The 18,401-nt window shown below is 69.1% G+C and carries 13 protein-coding genes; 4 read left to right on the top strand and 9 right to left on the bottom strand.

Annotated features, from left to right (window positions below; all coding sequences use genetic code 11):
- Positions 1–8 precede the first annotated feature (8 nt).
- Positions 9–956 (bottom strand): SRPBCC family protein, encoded by a 948-nt coding sequence (locus tag R2J76_RS06820; RefSeq protein ID WP_316415068.1) that lies wholly within the window; start codon positions 954–956, stop codon positions 9–11.
- A gap of 295 nt (positions 957–1,251) precedes the next feature.
- On the opposite strand from R2J76_RS06820, the gene R2J76_RS06815 reads away from it, so the two are divergent.
- Positions 1,252–1,674, top strand: coding sequence for a hypothetical protein (locus tag R2J76_RS06815; protein WP_316415067.1), 423 nt, complete (start codon positions 1,252–1,254; stop codon positions 1,672–1,674).
- Positions 1,675–2,128: 454 nt separating this feature from the next.
- Here R2J76_RS06815 and R2J76_RS06810 read toward each other — a convergent pair whose 3' ends face one another.
- The 6 genes from R2J76_RS06810 to R2J76_RS06785 all read right to left on the bottom strand — a co-directional run bounded on the left by R2J76_RS06810 (position 2,129) and on the right by R2J76_RS06785 (position 12,477).
- A complete protein-coding gene (locus tag R2J76_RS06810) occupies positions 2,129–3,928 on the bottom strand; it encodes a hypothetical protein (protein WP_316415066.1) in 1,800 nt (599 codons plus the stop codon).
- Positions 3,929–4,018: 90 nt separating this feature from the next.
- Entirely contained in the window at positions 4,019–5,728 is a 1,710-nt protein-coding gene (locus R2J76_RS06805) for a hypothetical protein (protein ID WP_316415065.1), read from the bottom strand.
- 322 nt (positions 5,729–6,050) lie between these two features.
- Complete coding sequence (locus R2J76_RS06800) at positions 6,051–7,265, bottom strand: BaiN/RdsA family NAD(P)/FAD-dependent oxidoreductase (RefSeq protein WP_316415064.1); 1,215 nt, start codon at positions 7,263–7,265, stop codon at positions 6,051–6,053.
- On the bottom strand, positions 7,262–9,094 hold the full coding sequence (locus R2J76_RS06795; protein ID WP_316415063.1) for a peptidase U32 family protein: 1,833 nt from the start codon (positions 9,092–9,094) through the stop codon (positions 7,262–7,264). Before R2J76_RS06795 ends, R2J76_RS06800 begins: the two co-directional genes overlap by 4 nt.
- A gap of 50 nt (positions 9,095–9,144) precedes the next feature.
- Positions 9,145–11,745 carry a bifunctional acetaldehyde-CoA/alcohol dehydrogenase gene (adhE, locus tag R2J76_RS06790; RefSeq protein ID WP_316415062.1) on the bottom strand — a complete coding sequence of 867 codons (2,601 nt, stop codon included), beginning with the start codon at positions 11,743–11,745 and terminating at the stop codon, positions 9,145–9,147.
- Between the two features lie 57 nt (positions 11,746–11,802).
- A complete protein-coding gene (locus R2J76_RS06785) occupies positions 11,803–12,477 on the bottom strand; it encodes a DUF2461 domain-containing protein (protein WP_316415060.1) in 675 nt (224 codons plus the stop codon).
- 75 nt (positions 12,478–12,552) lie between these two features.
- On the opposite strand from R2J76_RS06785, the gene pgi reads away from it, so the two are divergent.
- Together pgi and R2J76_RS06775 are read left to right on the top strand one after the other, a co-directional pair.
- Entirely contained in the window at positions 12,553–14,178 is a 1,626-nt protein-coding gene (pgi, locus tag R2J76_RS06780; RefSeq protein WP_316415059.1) for a glucose-6-phosphate isomerase, read from the top strand.
- Positions 14,179–14,275: 97 nt separating this feature from the next.
- Positions 14,276–14,719 (top strand): CBS domain-containing protein, encoded by a 444-nt coding sequence (locus R2J76_RS06775; RefSeq protein WP_316415058.1) that lies wholly within the window; start codon positions 14,276–14,278, stop codon positions 14,717–14,719.
- A gap of 415 nt (positions 14,720–15,134) precedes the next feature.
- Here R2J76_RS06775 and nadE read toward each other — a convergent pair whose 3' ends face one another.
- Positions 15,135–16,847, bottom strand: coding sequence for an NAD(+) synthase (gene nadE, locus R2J76_RS06770; protein WP_316415057.1), 1,713 nt, complete (start codon positions 16,845–16,847; stop codon positions 15,135–15,137).
- An 18-nt stretch (positions 16,848–16,865) separates the two neighbouring features.
- Positions 16,866–17,666, bottom strand: coding sequence for a tRNA pseudouridine synthase A (locus tag R2J76_RS06765; RefSeq protein ID WP_316415056.1), 801 nt, complete (start codon positions 17,664–17,666; stop codon positions 16,866–16,868).
- A 352-nt stretch (positions 17,667–18,018) separates the two neighbouring features.
- On the opposite strand from R2J76_RS06765, the gene R2J76_RS06760 reads away from it, so the two are divergent.
- On the top strand, positions 18,019–18,315 hold the full coding sequence (locus tag R2J76_RS06760) for an HU family DNA-binding protein (protein WP_243333269.1): 297 nt from the start codon (positions 18,019–18,021) through the stop codon (positions 18,313–18,315).
- Positions 18,316–18,401: the final 86 nt, after the last annotated feature.

The following is an 18,401-nucleotide window of genomic DNA, read 5'->3' as shown; positions in this document are numbered from 1 at the left end:
GGACCCCCTCAAAGCGCCCCGGGACGCACATCCCCCCCGCCGCTCTTCCGGGCATCCATGGGGTTGCCCGACACCTTTCCCCGCCAGGCGCCGCTCTCCGCGCGGGTGCGTTCGATGAACTCCTTGTAGCTCTCGAGGTTGGAGGCCACGTACCGGGAGAAGACGCCCACCAGGGCGCCGAGGTTCTCGATCACGCCCTGGGGCTCGTAGGTGAGTTCCACCAGGATCCGCGAGGAACCCCCGTCCAGGGCCCGGAAGCTCACCGAGCCGGCGTTCAGGGACCCTTCCACGCTTCGCCAGGCGATGCGGGAATCGGGCGTCTGCTCGTAGATCTCGGAGGTCCACCGCAGGTCCTTGCCGGCCGCCTCGGCGCGCCACTGCACCCGGGTGGGACCCGCCTGGGTCACCTCCTTGACGTTGCTGAGGAAGCGCGGGAAATCCTCGAACTGGGTCCATTGGTTGTAGGCCACCTGCAGGGGCACCGACAGATCCATGGACTGGGCGAAGGGCGGGAACATCTCCATGCGTCCCTTGAGCTTCGCCAGTTCGGCGCCCAGTTCCTCGTTGTGCGCGGCGGCCTGGGCCAGCAGCGGGAAGGCTTCCGCCTCCTCGTCGGCCACGTGGTCCTCCACGGCGACCATGAGCTGGCCCAGGATCCGCCGGCCATCGGGGCCGCGGAGCCCGCCCTTCAGCCGGAAATCGCTGATCAGGCGCTTCATTTCGCCATGCCCCTCGCCCAGGCGCTGGGCCATGGTGTCGTCCTGGCAGGCCTTCGACAGGACCGGGTAGACCAGGCGCTCCTCCATCCAGGAATGGATCTCAAGGGCCTGAAGGAGCTCCTTGACCTGGTCCTCCTGGCGGTCCGGGGAGGGCTCCTGCACCAGCCTCTGGTACAGGTCCTCGGCCCTCTGATGGTCCTCGTGGAGCAGGCTCGTTGCGTTGGGGGGTGTGGCCATGGTTCTCTCCTTGGTGAGGGGGTTGGCGACCGCCGGCCCGTTCCGGCGCACACATCCGCCTGGTGCGGGTTTCCGGCGGTCTTGGCGAGGAAATGCCCAGGGCGCGGGGAAGGTTCCGGGGCGCCCGGCCCGGCCAAGGCGTCCGGGCCCTTGACAATGAGCCACAAATAAAGACCTTTAAGCCCAGAGGGGCCGGGCGTCCCCCACTCCGAATCCGCCGCTACGGGCTGCGACCGCGCGGCCCCAGGCCCCGGCCCGGAGCCCATTCCCCAACCTCTCCATCCACGAGGGACGCATGCCGAACCCCATCCGAATCCTGCTGGCCCCCCTGCTCCTGGCCGGGGCCATCCTCCAGGCCGATCCCAATCTGCTCTGGGTACCCGATCGAACCCGCCTGAATGAGGGCAAATACCCAAACGACGCCAATCCGCTCTTGATATTCGAGATCGGCGATGGAAAGGCCTGGATCACCTCCCCCGATGGGGCAATCACCTGGCAGGTCGGCCGGGATCAGGGCGTGCTGGAATATCATTCCTATGAAACCTGGATGGAGATCAACCAAGATGGGGACTTGATCCTCTACGAAACGATGCAGAACGATTACACCGACGACCTTTTCACCTATGAACGCTGGCGGCAGGCGCACGCCTCTCCCGGAAAACGGTTCATGGCCATGGTCTTCATGCCAAACGGCAAGCTCATCTTCCCGGAAAAATAGGCTCATTCATCGGTGCCGGCCCAGGAGCCCGGCCAAGTAATCGCACGTGTCCCAGGCGTTCGCCCCGGGTACTCGATCGGATGGAATCAGTCTGCAGCGTGGGTTTCCCTGGGATGGAGACCGCCATCGGGAGGCTTGGCCCTGGATTTATGGGGCGGCGGCGCCAGGTCGAAATCCACGGAGATGCCGGCGGCGCCCAGGCCAGCCACGGCGAGCCAGGCGATGGATAGGGCAGGCCTCGTTCCAGCCCCCCCCTGCTCCAAAACCGAGCTACGGCAACCGGAGGACCCGGCCCGCAGCGCAGCGAGGACCGGAAGCCGACGGTACCGGTGGGTCGGCGCAATGGATCGGAACCCCATGGGCCGGCCCCTTCCTCGTGGATTCGGACGCAATGACCTGCGGCCACCGGCAGGGAATACGGGTCACCGCCAGAATGTCCAAACCGCAGGGGCCATTAGAACTCGTCGAAGAACATCTTGCGTTCGTACCTATTACGCCTTTTGCAATAGATATTCACATCGCCGTGTGAGAACGTCCGGCCTCCAACGGCATCGCTGGGAATGGTATAGCTATCCCTGGAAACGGTGTCATCAGACGAATAATTAACCCGGTAGCTGAACTTATGACTCTCGTCATCCCACAGGAAGGCCAAAAGGCCGAGGACCTCGTAGTCGTCAGGGATGGTGATGGGCCGGGTGATGGATGAATTGCTGCCCGCTGGGGCGGTGGAGCCCAGGGTGGCGAAGGAGGCCGGGTTGAGCTCGGCGATGGGAGTCGGCGGCGTGACCAGGGGCAGATCGTAGGTGGCCGCGAGGACCGGCTCGCCGGTGGCCATGGAGTAGAGCGCAAGGGCATAGACGGAACCGGACGCTGGAATCCGAAGGACCTGGTCCTCGGTGACGGCCAGGAACGGGTCCGCCTGGCCGGGGCCGAGTTCGAAGGCGCCCGCGCCGGAAACGGGGGGAATGTAGGGCGTGCTGGCGATTCCCGGGCCGGAAAGCACCGCATATCCGTTGGCCCCCAGCACGCCTTTGGGATCCTCCAGGTGGAGGTACAGCCCGGACCGGATGGGCTGGACGGGGTCCGAGGGGGTGTAGCTCACCATTGGCTCGAACTGCTGGACGTCCAGGTCCCGCTGGTTCCCCACGCAGACCCAGGTCTCCGCCGTGGGATCCCGGTGGAAGACCCACGGGCCGAGACTCCGGACGGAATGGCCGCCGGCTGACGGGAGGGTCTGGAACCGAACGATCACCTTCCGGGCGTCGGCGGAGACCAGGGTCATGGCCGGAAACGGCAGCCCATCGGCGAACCGGGGCCGCAGATCCCGGTCCACCCATTCCGGAAACGAAAGGCCATCCTGGAGGAAGCCGCCCGGGTCGAAGAACCCCAGTTCGCGGATCTGCGCCATCGTGGGCGGGGTGCCTGTCCTGGACAGGTCCTCCAGGCGCTTGATGCCGGCGCGGATGGATTGGAAGGCGCCCATGGCCGCGGTCACGCCAAGGCCGCTGAGCTGACCTGAAACGACCCCGGTCGCCAGGTTGAAGCGCGCAGAGGTGCCGTTCACCGCATTGCGCAGGGTCGCCACCGGCAGGCCCCACGCCCCGGAGGCCTGGAGCACGTCCAGCAGCGCGCCGGGACCGGTGTGGTCGGCCGGGATCGAGCCGTGCAGGTAGTCCAGGGTTGGGCTGAGGCCCAGGGCCGCCAGGAGCGGCGCCGTCTCCAGTTGGAGCTCGCCCATCTGGAACTCCAGGACCGAGTGGGTGAGCCGTGCAAAGGTGCCCTGTTCGAAGGTGGCGGCGGCCGGCATCCCGGCCGCGAGCGCGACGATCACATCGGTGCAGGGAGTGATGTTGACCTTGCCATCGAGATCCCAGCTATCGCCCGCCGAATACAGCTCGCGCCGGACACCCCCGGCCTGGCCTTCCGCTTTCAGCATGAACGGCGCTTTCAACCCCTCCGTGTTGAAACGGAAGGTCCCGTCCACGTCGCATGGGGCGGTGAGCACGTGCTGCGGGACGGCACTGTCCTTGAGGGTGATCGTGCCGACCAGGGGCGTCCCGGCCGTGGCCGTTCCCGTGATGGACGGCGGCGTGGGCTTCCCGGGAGGCGGGTTGCCCACCGTCATCGTGCCGGCCGCGGGCCTCGAACCTCCGCCGCCGCAGGCGAGGCTGAGCACCAGGCCCAAGGCCAGGGGTACCATCGGCGCGGTCGCGAGGCTCCTCGCCAACCATGGCCTGGGGTCTCGAAATTTCATGAAATTTCCTTTTACGTCCCGGCGGATAGGAATGGGAGCAGGATGGACTTCACCAAAGGGTTTGCGAACGGGTTCTTGGGAATCGTTCGGTCAGAATGAGTCGGTTACCATTGTGAATCTGTATGCATATTTAGCCTTGCATTGAATTCTCACGATCCCGCGTAGGATCGTCCAATCCGCTATGGGATTGGTGGGAATGGTATAGCTATCCGTAATAACGGAACTATTAACACCAAGATCAACCCAGTAGCCGAAGATATGACCTTTGTCATCCCACAGTACGGCCTCGATACCGATGGCCACGTAGTCGTCAGGAATCCTGATGGGCCGGGTGATGGAGGAAGCACCCAGGTTGGCGAAGGAGGCCGCGTTGAGCGCGGCGATGCGGATCGGCGGCGTGACCAGGGGCAGTTCGTAGGTTGCCGCGAGGACCGGCCCGCCGGGGGCCATGGAGTAGAGCGCAAGGGAATAGACGGAATCGGACGCTGAAATCCCAAGGATCTGTTCCTCGGTGAGGTCCAGGAACGGGTCCGGGTGGCCGGGACCGAGTCCGAAGGCGCCCCCGCCGGAAATGGGGGGAGTGTAGGGCGTGCTGGCGATTCCCGGGCCGGAGAGCACCGCATATCCGTTGGCCCCCAGCACACCTTTGGGGTCCTCCAGGTGGAGGTACAGGCCGGACCGGATGGGCTGGACGGCGTCCGAGGCGTTGTAGCGCACCATCGGCTCGAACTGCTGGACGTCCAGGTCCCGCTGGTTCCCCACGCAGACCCAGGTCTCCGCCAGGGGATCCCGGTGGAAGACCCACGGGCCGAGATTCCGGACGGAATGGCCGCTCGCTGGCGGGAGGGTCTGGAACCGAACGATCGCCTTTCGGGCGTCGACGGAGACCAGGGTCATGGCCGGAAACTGCAGGCCATCGGCCAACCGGGGCCGCAGATCCCGGTCCACCCAGTCCGGAAACGAAAGGCCATCCTGGAGGAAGCCGCCCGGGTCGAAGAACCCCAGTGCGCTGATCTGCGCCATCGTGGGCGGGGTGCCGGTCCTGGACAGGTCCTCCAGGCGCTTGATGCCGGCGCGGATGGATTGGAAGGCGGCCATGGCCCCGGTCACGCCAAGGTCGCTGAGCTGACCTGAAACGGCGCCGGTCGCCAGGTCAAAGCCCACCGACGTGCCGTTCACCGTATTGCGCAGGGTCGCCACCGGCAGGCCCCGCGCCCCGGAGGCCTGGAGCACGTCCAGCAGCGCGCCGGAACCGGTGTGGTCGGCCGGGATCGAGTCATGCAGGAAGTCCAGGGGTGGGCAGAGCCCCAGGGGCGCCAGGAGCGGCGCCGTCGCCATCCGGAGCACACCCGTCTGGAACTCCAGGTCTGTGCGGGTGAGCCGCGAAAAGGTGCCCTTTTCGAAGATGGCGGCGGCCGGCATCCGGGCCGCGAGCGCGACGATCACATCGGTGCAGGGAGTGATGTTGAGGTTGCCATCGAGATCCCTCCTATCGCCCGCCGAATACAGCTCGCGCCGGACACCCCCGGCCTGGCCTTCCGCTTTCAGCATGAACGGCGCTTTCAACCCCTCCGTGCGGAAATGGAAGATCCCGTCCACGCCGCACGCGTCGGTGAGCACGTGCTGCGGGACGGCACTGTCCTTGAGGGTGACCGTGCCGACCAGGGGCGTCCCGGCGGTGGCCGTTCCCGTGATGAACTGCAGCGTGGGCTTCCCGGGAGGCGGGTTGCTTACCGTCAACGTGCCGGCCGCGGGCTTCGGACCTCCGCCGCCGCAGGCGAGGCCGAGCAGCAGGCCCAAGGCCAGGGGCACCATCGGCCCCGCTGCGAGGCTCCTCGCCATCCACTGCCTGGGGCCTCGAAATTTCATGGACGTTCCTTTCAGGTCCCGGCGGTTAGAACGGGGAACAGGGGGCTCTTCAAAAATGAATTCGGTGGGGACTCACCCCTAAGGGTGGGTTGGCGCACCTCAATTTCAGATCGAACGGGGCGCTGTCAATATAAAAAATTTATTCAACCTGGTCCCCCGAGGGTTTGGGGGCTCTCTTCGCGTCTCTTGAGGAGAACCTTGATTCGCGCCCAGGCGGAACGCCGGGGACAGGCACGGCGATGGTGGAGGGCTCCTACGTCCGCGCCGCGGCTTCCCCCGCCAGCCAGCCCGTGGAGAACGCGATCTGGAGGTTGTAGCCGCCGGTGTTCGCGTCCAGGTCCAGCACTTCCCCCGCGAAGTGGAGGTTCGCCGCCAGGCGCGAGCCCAGGGTCCGGGGATCGATGCCCTTGAGGGCGACGCCGCCGGCGGTGACGATGGCCTCCTCCCAGGGGCCGTGGCCGGTCACCCGGAAGCGCAGGTCCTTGAGCAGGGCCAGGAGCTGCTGCCGGCGGGGGGCGGGGCCCAGGCGCTCCGCGAACACGTCCACCAGGGGCGCCGGCAGGAGGGAACGCAGGATATCCCGCAGGGGCGCCCCGGAGGGGAAGGCGCGCTCCAGCCTGGCTTCGAGGGTGGGCAGCTCCAGGGCGGGCTTCAGGTCCAGGGCGGCCTCCACCCGGCGCCCCGCGGCGAGGTGGTCCACCACCTGGCGGCTCAGCCTCAGGACGATGGGACCATCGAGCCCCTCGTCCGTGAACTCGGCCTCGCCGAATTCGCTGGGGCCCTTGCGCCCGTCGACCCAGAGGGTGAGGCGGACGTTGCGCAGGCGCAGGCCCGTGGCGGCGCACACGGGGTCGGTGCGCAGGGCCACCAGGGCCGGGCGCAGCGGCTCGATGCGGTGGCCGGCGGCCTCGGCGAAGCGGTGGCCGTCGCCGGTGGAGCCGGTGGCGGGGTAGCTGAGGCCGCCGGTGGCGACGATGCCGCTGCGCGCCTCCACCCGGTGGGAAGCGCCGCCCTGGGTGAACTCCAGGCCCCGGAAGACCCCGTCCTCGATCACGAGGCGCTCCACCCGGGCGCGGGTGAGGATCTCCACCCCCTGCCCCTTCGCCCAGGCCACCAGGGCCTCCGCCACGTCCCAGGCGCGGTCGCTGGCGGGGAAGACCCGGTTCCCGCGCTCGACCTTGGAGGGGACGCCGTTGGCCTCCAGCAGGGCGATGAGATCGCGGTTGAAGAAGGCCCCGAAGGCCTGGCGCAGGAAGCGGGGCTCGGGGTGGATCTCCGAGAGCTGCTCGTCCAGGGGGCGCATGTTGGTGATGTTGCAGCGGCCCTTCCCGGTGATGCGCAGCTTGCGGGCGGGCTTTTCCATCTTCTCGAGCAGCAGCACCTTCGCGCCCAGCATGGCGGCGCGCCCCGCGGCGGCGAGGCCCGCGGGCCCGGCGCCGACCACCACCACGTCGCACACCCGGTTCATGGGGCCTGTTCGCGCAGGACCAGCTCCATGCGGCACCGGGCGCAATCGAAGCGGCATTCCAGGCGGGTGGGGCCGTTCTCCAGGAACAGGGGGCCGGCGGGTTCGGCCAGGCGCCTCCAGGGCTCGGCGTTGGGGTGGGCGGCGCACCAGCCCAGTTCGAAGCGCAGGCAGTGGCGGGTGGTCATCACCACCCGGCCGCGGAGATCGGCCTGCAGTTCGGCGGCGGGTTCCAGGACCCGGGCCCCGGCGCGCTCATAGAAGGCCCGGGCGGCCTTGTTGGCCACGTTCCAGGTGAAATCCAGGGCCGCGGCGGGCAGCGGCGCCCCGGGTGATGCCGGCCGCGGGGCCTGGCGTGGCCGGGGCGCGCGGCGCAGCTCCGCCAGGGCGGCGGTGGCCTCCCTGCGCAGGGCGTTGAGCCGGCTCACGGGCACGAAGCGCGGTTCGGCCTCCAGGGCGGCCAGGGCGAAGGGGGTGTCCCCCATGCGGTCCAGGGCGTCGCGCATGGCCTTGGTTGCCGCCCCGGGATCCCGGGCGGGGCCGAACTCACCCTCGGCGCGGGCTTCGGCCGAAAGGCCCGTCTCGTCCTCCAGGCGGAGCGTCACGGCGCCCTCCGGGAAGACCAGGCGCCCCGTCACGGGGATCCGGCGCTCCACCTTGGCCCCGCGCAGGGCCCGGAGCCAGTGCAGGTCCAGGTTGCGGTGGAGCTGGGTGCCCGGGCGGATGCGGGAGGGGTCCTGCACGAAGATCTGGCGGTCCTCCACGGCGTTCACCACCGTGCCCGCGGCGGCCGCGCCGTCCATGAAGGCCAGTCCGTCGCCGGGGTGCACCTCGGCCCTGCGGTCCAGCACGACCCGGTCCGCCTGGATGGACCGCACCGTGCCGATGCTTTCGCCCAGGTGCCTGCCCGTTTCCGGGGTGCCCATGGACTGGCGGCCCCCTTCCAGGCGGTACGTGGAATGGCCCCGCTGGAAGGTCTTGGAGGGATCCGGCGCGAAGGCGTGGGTGCAGCGCCCCAGGGAGGCCCGGGCCCATTCCGGCCGGCGCTCCAGCACCGCGTCCAGGCGGCGCCGCAGGTGGCTCACCACGTTCTTCACGTAATCGGCGTCCTTGAGCCGGCCTTCGATCTTGAAGCTGGACAGGCCCGCCTCCGCCAGTTCCTCCAGGTGGTCCGAGAGGTCCAGGTCCTTGATGCTCAGCAGGTGCTTATCCCGCAGGAGGACCCGGCCGGAGGCGTCCACCAGGTTCCAGGGGGCGCGGCAGGGCTGGGCGCACTCGCCCCGGTTGCCGCTGCGCCCGCAGATGGAGCCGCTCAGGTAGCACTGGCCGCTTTCGCCCACGCACAGGGCCCCGTACACGAAGCCCTCCAGTTCGATGTCCGAGGCGGCGTGGATGGCCCGGATCTCCGCGAGGCTCAGTTCCCGGGCGAGGATGGCCCGGGTGAGGCCCTGGCCGGCCAGGAAGGCCACCTTCGCCGGGCTGTCGCACACGGCCTGGGTGCTGGCGTGCAGGGGCAGCGGGGGCAGGTCCAGTTCCAGGTAGGCCATGTCCTGGATGATGAGGGCGTCGACCCCGGCTTCGTACAGGTCCCAGGCCATGCGCCGGGCGTCCTCCAGCTCCGCGTCGTACACCAGCGTATTGAGGGTGGCGTATACCTTGGCCCCCCAGAGCCGGGCCTCCCGGGTCAGGCGCTCGAAGTCGGCCCGGTCGCAGCCCGCCGCCTGCCGGGCCCCGAAGCGGGCGGCGCCCATGTACACCGCGTCCGCCCCGCAGGTGAGGGCGAGGATTCCCTGGTCCGCGTTCCGGGCGGGGGCGAGCAATTCAAGGGCCATGGTTCCAGGGTACCAGGACCCCGGGCCACCCGGCACGGCAGCTCGTTCGGTTATCCGGCCCGGTAGGGCCGGCCATGGAAGGAATCCAGCAGCACCTGGCGCAGCTCCCCCAGGAGCGGAAAACGGGGGTTGCTGCCGGTGCACTGGTCGTCGAAGGCCGCCTCGGCCATGGCGTCCAGCCGAGCCAGGAAGGCGGCCTCCTCCACGCCGGCCTCCCGGATGGAGGCCGGGATGCCCAGGGTGGCCTTGAGGTCCTCCAGCCAGGCCAGCAGGCTCTCGATGCGCTCGGCGGTGTTCCGCCCGGGCAGGTCCAGGTGCCGGGCGATGTCGCCGTAGCGGTGGCGGGCCTGGGGCCGGTCGTACTGGCTGAAGGCGGTCTGCTTGGTGGGCGTGTCCGTGGCGTTGTAGCGGATCACGTTGGTGATGAGCAGGGCGTTGCAGAGGCCGTGGGCCAGGTGGAAGGCGGCCCCCAGCTGGTGGGCCAGGGCGTGGCCCACGCCCAGGAAGGCGTTGGCGAAGGCGATGCCCGCGATGGTGGCGGCGTTGTGCACCTGCTCCCGGGCCCGGGGGTTGGCGGCCCCCTCGAGGTAGGCGGCGGGCAGGTGCTCCTTTAGCATGCGCAGGGCCTGGAGGGCCTGGGGATCGGAGTACTCGTTGGCCATGACCGACACGTAGGCCTCCAGGGCGTGGGTCACGGCGTCGATGCCCCCGAAGGCGGTGAGAGGGCCCGGGAGGTCCATGACCAGGTCGGGGTCCACGATGGCCAGGGTGGGGGTGAGCTCGTAGTCCGCGATGGGGTACTTCATGCCCGTGGCCTCGTCGGTGACGACGGCGAAGGGGGTCACCTCGGAACCGGTGCCCGAGGTGGTGGGGATGGCCACCAGGACGCAGGTGCCGCCCATCTTCGGGAAGGCGCAGATGCGCTTGCGGATGTCCATGAAGCGCAGGGCCAGGTCCTCGAACTGCACCTCGGGGTGCTCGTACAGCACGCCCATGATCTTGGCGGCGTCCATGGGCGAGCCCCCGCCCAGGGCCACGATGGCGTCCGGCTTGAAGGCCGCGAGCATGGCCACGCCCCGGCGCACCACCGCCAGGGTGGGATCGGCCTCCACCTCGTGGAAAACCTCCACCTCCATGCCCAGGCCCTTCAGGATGGCGACGGCGGCGTCCACGCGCCCGTGGTCGAAGAGCCAGCGGTCCGTGACGATGGCCGCGCGCCGCCGCCCCCGCAGCTCCTCCAGGGCGAAGGGCAGGCATCCCCGCCGGAAGTAGATGCTCCGGGGAAGCTTGAACCACAGCATGTTCTCGGCCCTCCGGGCGACGGTCTTGGTGTTGAGGAGGTGCCGGGGGCCCACGTTTTCCGAGACGGAGTTGCCGCCCCAGGACCCGCAGCCCAGGGTGAGGGAGGGCGCCAGGTTGAAGTTGTACAGGTCGCCGATGCCCCCCTGGGAGGCCGGGGTGTTCACCAGGATGCGGGCGGTCTTCATGCGGGCGCCGAAATGCGCGACCCGGTCGGGCCGGAGGTCCTGGTCGGTGTACAGCACCGAGGTGTGGCCGATGCCCCCCAGGGCCACCAGGGCCTCGGCCTTGGCCACGGCCTGGGCGAAATCCGCGGCCCGGTAGAGGCCCAGGGTGGGCGAGAGCTTCTCGTGGGCGAAGGGCTCGGAGGCCTCCGTGGATTCCACCTCGCCGATGAGCACCCGGGTGTCCCCGGGCACCTGGATCCCGGCCAGGGCCGCGATGGCCTGGGCGGACTGCCCCACCACCGCCCCGTTCAGGACCCCGTCCACCAGCAGCACGGCCCTGACGGCCGCGCACTGGGCGGGGTCCAGGAGGTGGCCCCCGTGGCTCCGGAACCGCTCGCGCACCGCGTCGTAGACGGCGTCGACCACGATCACGGCCTGCTCCGAGGCGCACACCACGCCGTTGTCGAAGGTCTTGGAAAGGAGGATGGACGCCACCGCCCGCTTGATGTCGGCGCATTCGTCCACCACCACGGGCGTGTTGCCCGCCCCCACGCCGATGGCCGGCTTGCCCGAGGCGTAGGCGGCCCGCACCAGGCCCGGTCCGCCCGTGGCCAGGATGAGGTTCACGTCCGGGTGGTGCATGAGGTGGTCCGTCAGCTCCACGCCGGGGGCGTCGATCCACCCGATGATGCCGGGCGGGGCGCCGGCGGCCTCCGCCGCCGCCAACACCAGCCGGGCGGCTTCGCAGGTGCAGCGCCGGGCCCGGGGGTGGGGGCTGAAGAGGATGCCGTTGCGGGTCTTGAGGGCGATGAGGGCCTTGAAGATGGCGGTGGACGTGGGGTTGGTGGTGGGCACGATGGCGCAGATGAGGCCCACGGGTTCGGCGATCGTGCAGGTGCCGTACAGTGGCTGCTCGGCGAGGGTGCCGCAGGTCCGTTCGTCCTTGTAGGCGTTGTAGATGTACTCCGCCGCGAAGTGGTTCTTGATGACCTTGTCCTCCAGGACGCCCATGCCGGTCTCCTCCACCGCCATGCGGGCCAGGGGGATGCGGGCGTCCGCCGCCGCCAGGGCGGCCTGGCGGAAGATCCGGTCCACCTGGGCCTGGGTGAAGTCCGCGAAGCGCCCCTGGGCCTCCTTTACGCGGGCGACCAGGTCGTCGAGCTGCTGGATGGTTGCCACCGGCATGTTTCACCTCCCCGCCTTGGATGCGGAAGAGGGCCCGATGGTTCTATCGGCCGGTATCTACCAGGGCAGGTCCAGCGCCCGGGTGAGGAATTTCTGCAGGGGCGCGTTGCGCCGGCAGATCTCCGTGAAGACCTCCAGGAAATCCGGGGCGCACACCTGCTTCTGGGTGAGGGGCTGGTGGGTGTAGAAGTCCTTGAGCTTGAGGTCCTCCGCCAGGGGGCTGGCGGGATCGAAGCCCTGGGGCACCCGCACCAGGGACTCCCCCAGCACCTCCAGCCCCGCGGCCCGGATGGCCTTCCATTCCCGCGGGTGGCTTACGATGCGGTCCCGCACCCGCTTCAGGGCGGGGCCGTCGGGGCGCCACAGGCCCGCGCTGGCGAAGCATCCTCCGGGCTCCAGGTGCAGGTAGAAGCCCGGCGCGTGCACGTCCCGGGAGCAGGCCCCGTGGCGGAACTGGGCACCGACGTTGGTCTTGTAGGGCGACTTGTCCCGGGAGAAGCGGGTGTCCCGGAAGATGCGGAACATGGAGCCGCCGCTGGGCCGGGGATCGGCCAGGAAGTTCGGGCTCACCCCGTGCAGGGGCCCGCCGAAGGCGTGGATGAAGGCCAGGAGGGGATCGCGCACCTCCTCCTCGTACCGGGAGCGGTTGTCCTGGAACCACTCCCTGGAGTTGTTCTCCCGCAGTTCCGAAAGGAACCGGAAGAAGGCCGGTGTGAACCACGGATTCGCCATGCCTGGACCTCCAGGGGGCCATTATCCCAGACGGGGCGCGGTTCCGCTAATCTGGAGGGAGAACGCGAGGCGCCCATGACCCCACTCACCCAATCCCCAGCCTGGAAGGCGCTCCAAAACCACCACCGGGACATCCAGGGCCTCCACCTCCGGGACCTCTTCGCCCAGGACCCGGGCCGCGGCGAGGCCATGGCCTGCGAGGCCGCGGGCCTCTACCTCGACTACTCCAAGAACCGCGCCACGGCCCGGACCCTGGAGCTCCTCATGGCCCTGGCCCGGGAGCGGGGCGTCGCCGAGCGCATCGCGGCCATGTTCCGGGGGGACCGCATCAACGTCACCGAGGACCGCGCCGTCCTCCACGTGGCCCTGAGGGCCCCCCGGACCGCCGTCATCGAGGTGGACGGCCGGGACGTGGTGCCCGGGGTCCACGCGGTGCTGGACCGCATGGCGGCCTTCGCCGGGGGCATCCGCTCCGGGGCCCGCAAGGGCTTCACGGGGGAGGCCATCCGGGCGGTGGTCAACATCGGCATCGGGGGTTCCGACCTGGGCCCGGCCATGGCCTACGAGGCCCTGCGGGCCTACTCCGCCCGCGACCTGCAGTTCCGCTTCGTCTCCAACGTGGACGCCACGGACTTCACCGAAGCCGTGCGGGACCTGGATCCCCGCACCACGCTCTTCGTGATCTCCAGCAAGACCTTCACCACCCAGGAGACCATGGCCAACGCCCGCAGCGCCCGGGCCTGGTGCCTGGAGGCCCTGAAGGACGAGGCGGCCGTGGCCAGCCACTTCGTGGCCGTGTCCACGGACGCGGCCCGGGTCGCGGCCTTCGGCATCGACACCGCCAACATGTTCGGGTTCTGGGACTGGGTGGGGGGCCGCTACTCCATGGACTCGGCCATCGGGCTCTCCACCATGATCGCCATCGGGCCGGAGCGCTACCGGGAGTTCCTGGACGGCTTCCACGCCATGGACGAGCATTTCCGCACCGCGCCCTTCGAGCGGAACCTGCCGGTCCTCCTGGGCATGCTGGGGGTCTGGTACGCGGACTTCTTCGGGGCCGGCACGGTGGCTGTGCTGCCCTACGACCACTACCTGCGCCGCTTCCCGGCCTACCTCCAGCAGCTGACCATGGAGAGCAACGGCAAGTCGGTGACCCTGGAGGGCGCGCGGGTGGACTACGCCACCGGCCCCGTGTTCTGGGGCGAGCCCGGCACCAACGGCCAGCACTCCTTCTACCAGCTCATCCACCAGGGCACCCACCTGATCCCCTGCGACTTCATCGCCTTCGCGAATTCCCTCAACCCCCTGGGCGGCCACCACGCCATGCTGCTCAGCAATGTCCTGGCCCAGACCGAGGCCCTGGCCTTCGGCAAGACCCCCGAGGCCGTGGCCGCCGAGGGCACCCCGGCGTGGCTCGCGCCCCACCGGACCTTCGAAGGCAACCGCCCCTCCAACGTCATCCTGGCCCCGCGCCTGACGCCGGCGGTCCTGGGCAGCCTCGTGGCCCTCTACGAGCACGTGGTCTTCACCCAGGGCGCGGTGTGGAACCTGAATCCCTTCGACCAGTGGGGCGTGGAACTGGGCAAGGAGCTCTCCCGGCGCATCCTCCCCGAACTGGAATCCCCCGGGGAACCCGAGCTTTCCCACGACAGCTCCACCAACGCCCTGATCCGCCGGCTCCGGGCCGCCGCGAAATCCTGACCGCCCCCTCCTCAAACCCGATCATTTTAATGTTTCCCAGCCGTTGACGAATCGGCGCAATGGTCTACCCTTTAGCCAATCCTGAGGAGATCAATATATGACCGACATGAAGCGCATCCTGGACGCGAAGGGGTACACCTTCTTCTTCATCTCGGCCGAAGCCAAGGTCGCGGATGCCGTTCGCCTCCTGGAGCAGAAGAAGGTGGGCTTCCTGCTGGTGATGGACGGCGAGCGCATGGAAGGCGTCTTCTCCGAGCGCGACGTGGTCAAGCTCATGGCCCGCAAGGGACCCACCGCGATGGACCTGAAGGTGGCCGACGTCATGACCACCTCCGTCTACCACGTCGCCCTGCGCACCTCCGTGGACGAGGTCATGGGCCTCATGAGCGAGAAAGGCATCCGCCACGTCCCGGTGATGGACGGCAAGATGGTGGTGGGCGTCGTCTCCATCCGCGACGTGGTGGCCGAGGTCGTGGCCGACCGCGAAATCACGATCAAGGGCCTGGAGAACTACATCGTCGGGACGGATTTCCGGAACTAGGGAGTGTTCGGAATGTTGTAGGTTCTGTGGCTTGCATCATTGTCGGGTCGAGACGCGGGACGGATTGTCCAGGGCGGATCGGAAGGTCCATCGAAAGGATCAAACGCTGGGGCGCTGGGATCTCGCTGGGGCGCTGGGAAAAAAAGATGGGGAAACATGGGGGGCTCGAAGTTGGTCCGTTCTGGACTTCCGGGCTTGGGCCCTGAAGGATGGCGGGATCAGCCGAGTCGTTCACAAACGAGGTTGATCACCCAGCGCCCCAGCGAGATCTCTGCGACCCAGCGTTCGTTCTTTTTGCTTGGCATTCGCAGCACGACGGGATCGTGCGTCGACGTGTAGCTTTGCCTGGAGGCACCAGGCGCCGAGCCTATCGGACATAAGCCATCCCTGTTCAGAGATTACGAATAGGCCCCAGTTATTTGGCGGTCAACGGAATGCGGCGGCCCCTCCCGAAGGCCCAGGGGCTGACCTTCAGGCTGAAGGGGAGTTGGCGGCGCTTGAATTCGGAATTGCGGAGGAGGGCGAAGACGCGGGGGAGGGCGGCGCGGGCCTGGTCCAGGGCGGGGCCTTCCAGGGCGCAGGCCAGGTCCTCGGGGACCCGGTCCTCCTCCCTCCGGGCCTCCAGGAGGATGCCCAGGATGGCGTCCAGCTGGGCGTAGGGCATGAGGCTGGCCTCGTCGGTCTGGTCGGGGCGGAGCTCGGCGGTGGGGCGGCGGTTCAGGACGCCGGCGGGGATGGCGTCGCCCAGCTCCCGGGCCAGGGCGAAGACCCGGGCCTTGAGGCAGTCGCCCAGGATGCCGAAGGCCCCGATGCCGTCGCCGTAGAGGGTGAAGTAGCCGGTGGCGGCCTCGCTCTTGTTGCCGGTGTTCAGCACGGCCACCCGGGTGGTGCCCAGGAGACGGTGCACGGCGGGTTCCGAGGTGGCGCCCATGAGGAGCATGCCGCGGCACCGGCTCTGGAAGTTCTCGTCGGTGAGGCCGAACTTCCGGTCGGGGAAGGCGGCCTCCAGGGCCCGGGCGGCCCCGGCGAAGGGCAGGCCCGCGTCCAGCTGCAGGAAGGGGATGCCCAGGACCCGGGCCTGCTCCCGGGCCAGGTCCAGGCTCTCCTGGCTCGTGTACGCGGTGGGCAGCGCGATGCCCAGCACCCGCTCCGGGCCCAGGCTCTCGGCGGCCATGGCCGCCACCACGGAGCTGTCGATGCCGCCGGAAAGGCCCACCACGGCGGCCTCCAGGCCCTGCTTGTCCATGTTCTCCCGCAGGCCGGTGCCCAGGGCCCGGCGCAGCCACTGGGCCTCCCCGGGCTCCGCGGGCCAGGGGGAGCCGGCCGCGGAGGTGTCGGTCATGACCACCCCCTCCCGGAAGAATTCGTCCCGCTGCCAGGTGCCGTCGGGCAGCACCAGGCCCGAACCGCCGTCGAAGGTGAGCCAGCTTTCCGAGCCCACCCGGCTCGCGTAGGCGATGGCCACCCCGTGCCGCGCGGCGTGGCCCTGCAGGAGCCGCTTGCGCAGGGCGAGCTTGGAGGGCGCCGCCCAGGGCGCGCTCCGGCCCGGGGGAAGGAAGCTGCCCAGGTGCCCGGGGCTGGCGGAGGCGTTGAGGATGAGGGTGGCCCCCTGCTCCGCCAGGTCCGCGATGGGGTCGAAGGGATAGAGGATGGGTCCCGGGGCCAGCACGGGGTTGGCCCACAGATCCTCGCACACCGAAAGGCCCACGCGTTCGCCCAGGTGGTCCACCAGGGCCTGGCGCCCGGGGTCCGCCTCGAAATAGCGGCTTTCGTCGAACACGTCGTAGGCCGGCAGGATGCGCTTGCGGGCCACGGTGCGCACGCCCCCGTCCTGGCACCACCACAACTCGTTCCAGAGCCGGCCCGTGGGGGAGGGGCTGCAGGTCCCGAAGACCAGGGGCACGGGGCCCGTGATCCCGGCCAGCCGCTCCGATTCCCGGGTCACGGCCCGGCGCAGCCCGGCCTCCCAGAGGCGGTCCTCGGCCAGGTAGCCGCCCACGGCCATCTCCGCCGAAAGCACCAGGTCGGCGCCCAGGGCCAGGGCTTCGCGGTAGGCGTTCTCCAGGGCGAGGCCGTTGGCTTCCGGGTCGCCCAGGCGGGAGTTGAGCTGGAGGAGGGCGATGCGCATCCTTAGAGAATAGCGCGTTCAGTCCCGGGGGGGCTCCTCGGGCCAGGGGGAGGGATCCAGGATGCCCCAGCGCTTCTGGTACCAGACCTCCTCCAGGTAGAGGCCATGGGGCGGCGCGGTGATGCCGGCCCGGGCCCGGTCCCGGGCCTCCAGCACGGCGGGCATGTCCTGGGCCCGGAAACGGCCCTTGCCCACCTCCACGATCGTCCCCGTGAGGATCCGCACCATGTGCATGAGGAAGCGGTTCCCCTCGAAGACCAGGTCCAGGGCCGGTCCCTGCCCCTCCATGCGGATGGCGTAGATCTCCTTCACCGGCGAGAGGGCCGCGCACTCCTGGTGCCGGAAACTCGAGAAATCGTGGACCCCCCGCAGGTGCCCGCAGGCCTCGGCCATGGCCGCGCGGTCCAGGCCCTGGGCGCCATGCACGTGCCAGCGCCTCTGGTGCAGGAAGGGATCCGCGGCGGGGCCCTCCTGCAGGCGGTACACGTAGCGCTTGGCCACCGCGTGGGCCCGGGGGAAGAAGCCCTCCGGGGCGGGCAGCACGGCCATGATCCGCACGTCCGGAGCCAGGTGGGCGTTGAAGGCCGCCAGGAGCCGGTAGGGGTCCCAGGCCTTGCCCAGCTGCACCAGGACGCCCTGGGCCTTCGCGTGGACGCCGGCGTCGGTGCGGCCCGTGCCCTGGGGCATGGGGGCCCCGGGCTCGAAGGTGCGCAGGGCCTTCCACAGATCCCCCTGGACGCTGCGCAGGGTGGACTGGATCTGGAAGCCGGAAAAGCCCGTGCCGACGTAGGCGCAGCGGAGGAAATAGGGATAGGCCATGGACCATTCTAGCCCTGCGGGCGCCCTTCGGGGCGCCGCCCCTTCCCGAGGCCCATGGAATCAGCATATGTACTCCCTGCTCGGGTTATGACCGTTGGTATGGGCGGGTCGAGGGGGGGTCCCGGCACCTAGACGTCCCACTGCCGCCATTCTTCAAAAAAAAAATCCCGGAAACCCTTGACACCTTTGAATCGCAGGCCTAACCTGCTGGTAGTTTAGTTGAAGAGTAGAATCCATAAGGGTTTCAGGGCAATTCACCCCATAGAACTGAGCACCGGCGGGTATCCCCAAATCCCCCCCCCGCCGTTTCCCTTTCACCGGGGACACAAGTCCCCATTTTGGAGGTTTCCTCATGAACAAGGCCGAACTGATCAGCGCCGTCGCTGAAAAGGCTGACATCAACAAGTCCAAGGCCGCCGCCGCCCTGGATACCATCATCGCCAGCGTCTCCGCCGCCCTGCGCGCCGGCGACAAGGTCACCCTCGTCGGCTTCGGCACCTTCTCCGTCGCCACCCGTGGCCCCCGCACCGGCCGCAACCCCCGCGACGGCGCGAAGATCAAGATCGCCGCCAAGAAGGTCGCCAAGTTCAAGCCCGGCAAGAAGCTCGCTGACGACGTCAACGGCAAGGGCGGCAAGAAGAAGAAGTAGGCTTCACCGATCCCCCCAAGCGGCCCGGTTACCGGGCCGCTTGTTTTTTGGGTGCAGGGGGGGATTCGGGCAAAAATGGGACCGCT

The organism is Mesoterricola silvestris (assembly GCF_030295405.1).
Classification (GTDB): Bacteria; Acidobacteriota; Holophagae; order Holophagales; family Holophagaceae; genus Mesoterricola; species Mesoterricola silvestris.
This window is presented reverse-complemented; position numbering and strand designations above follow the sequence as displayed.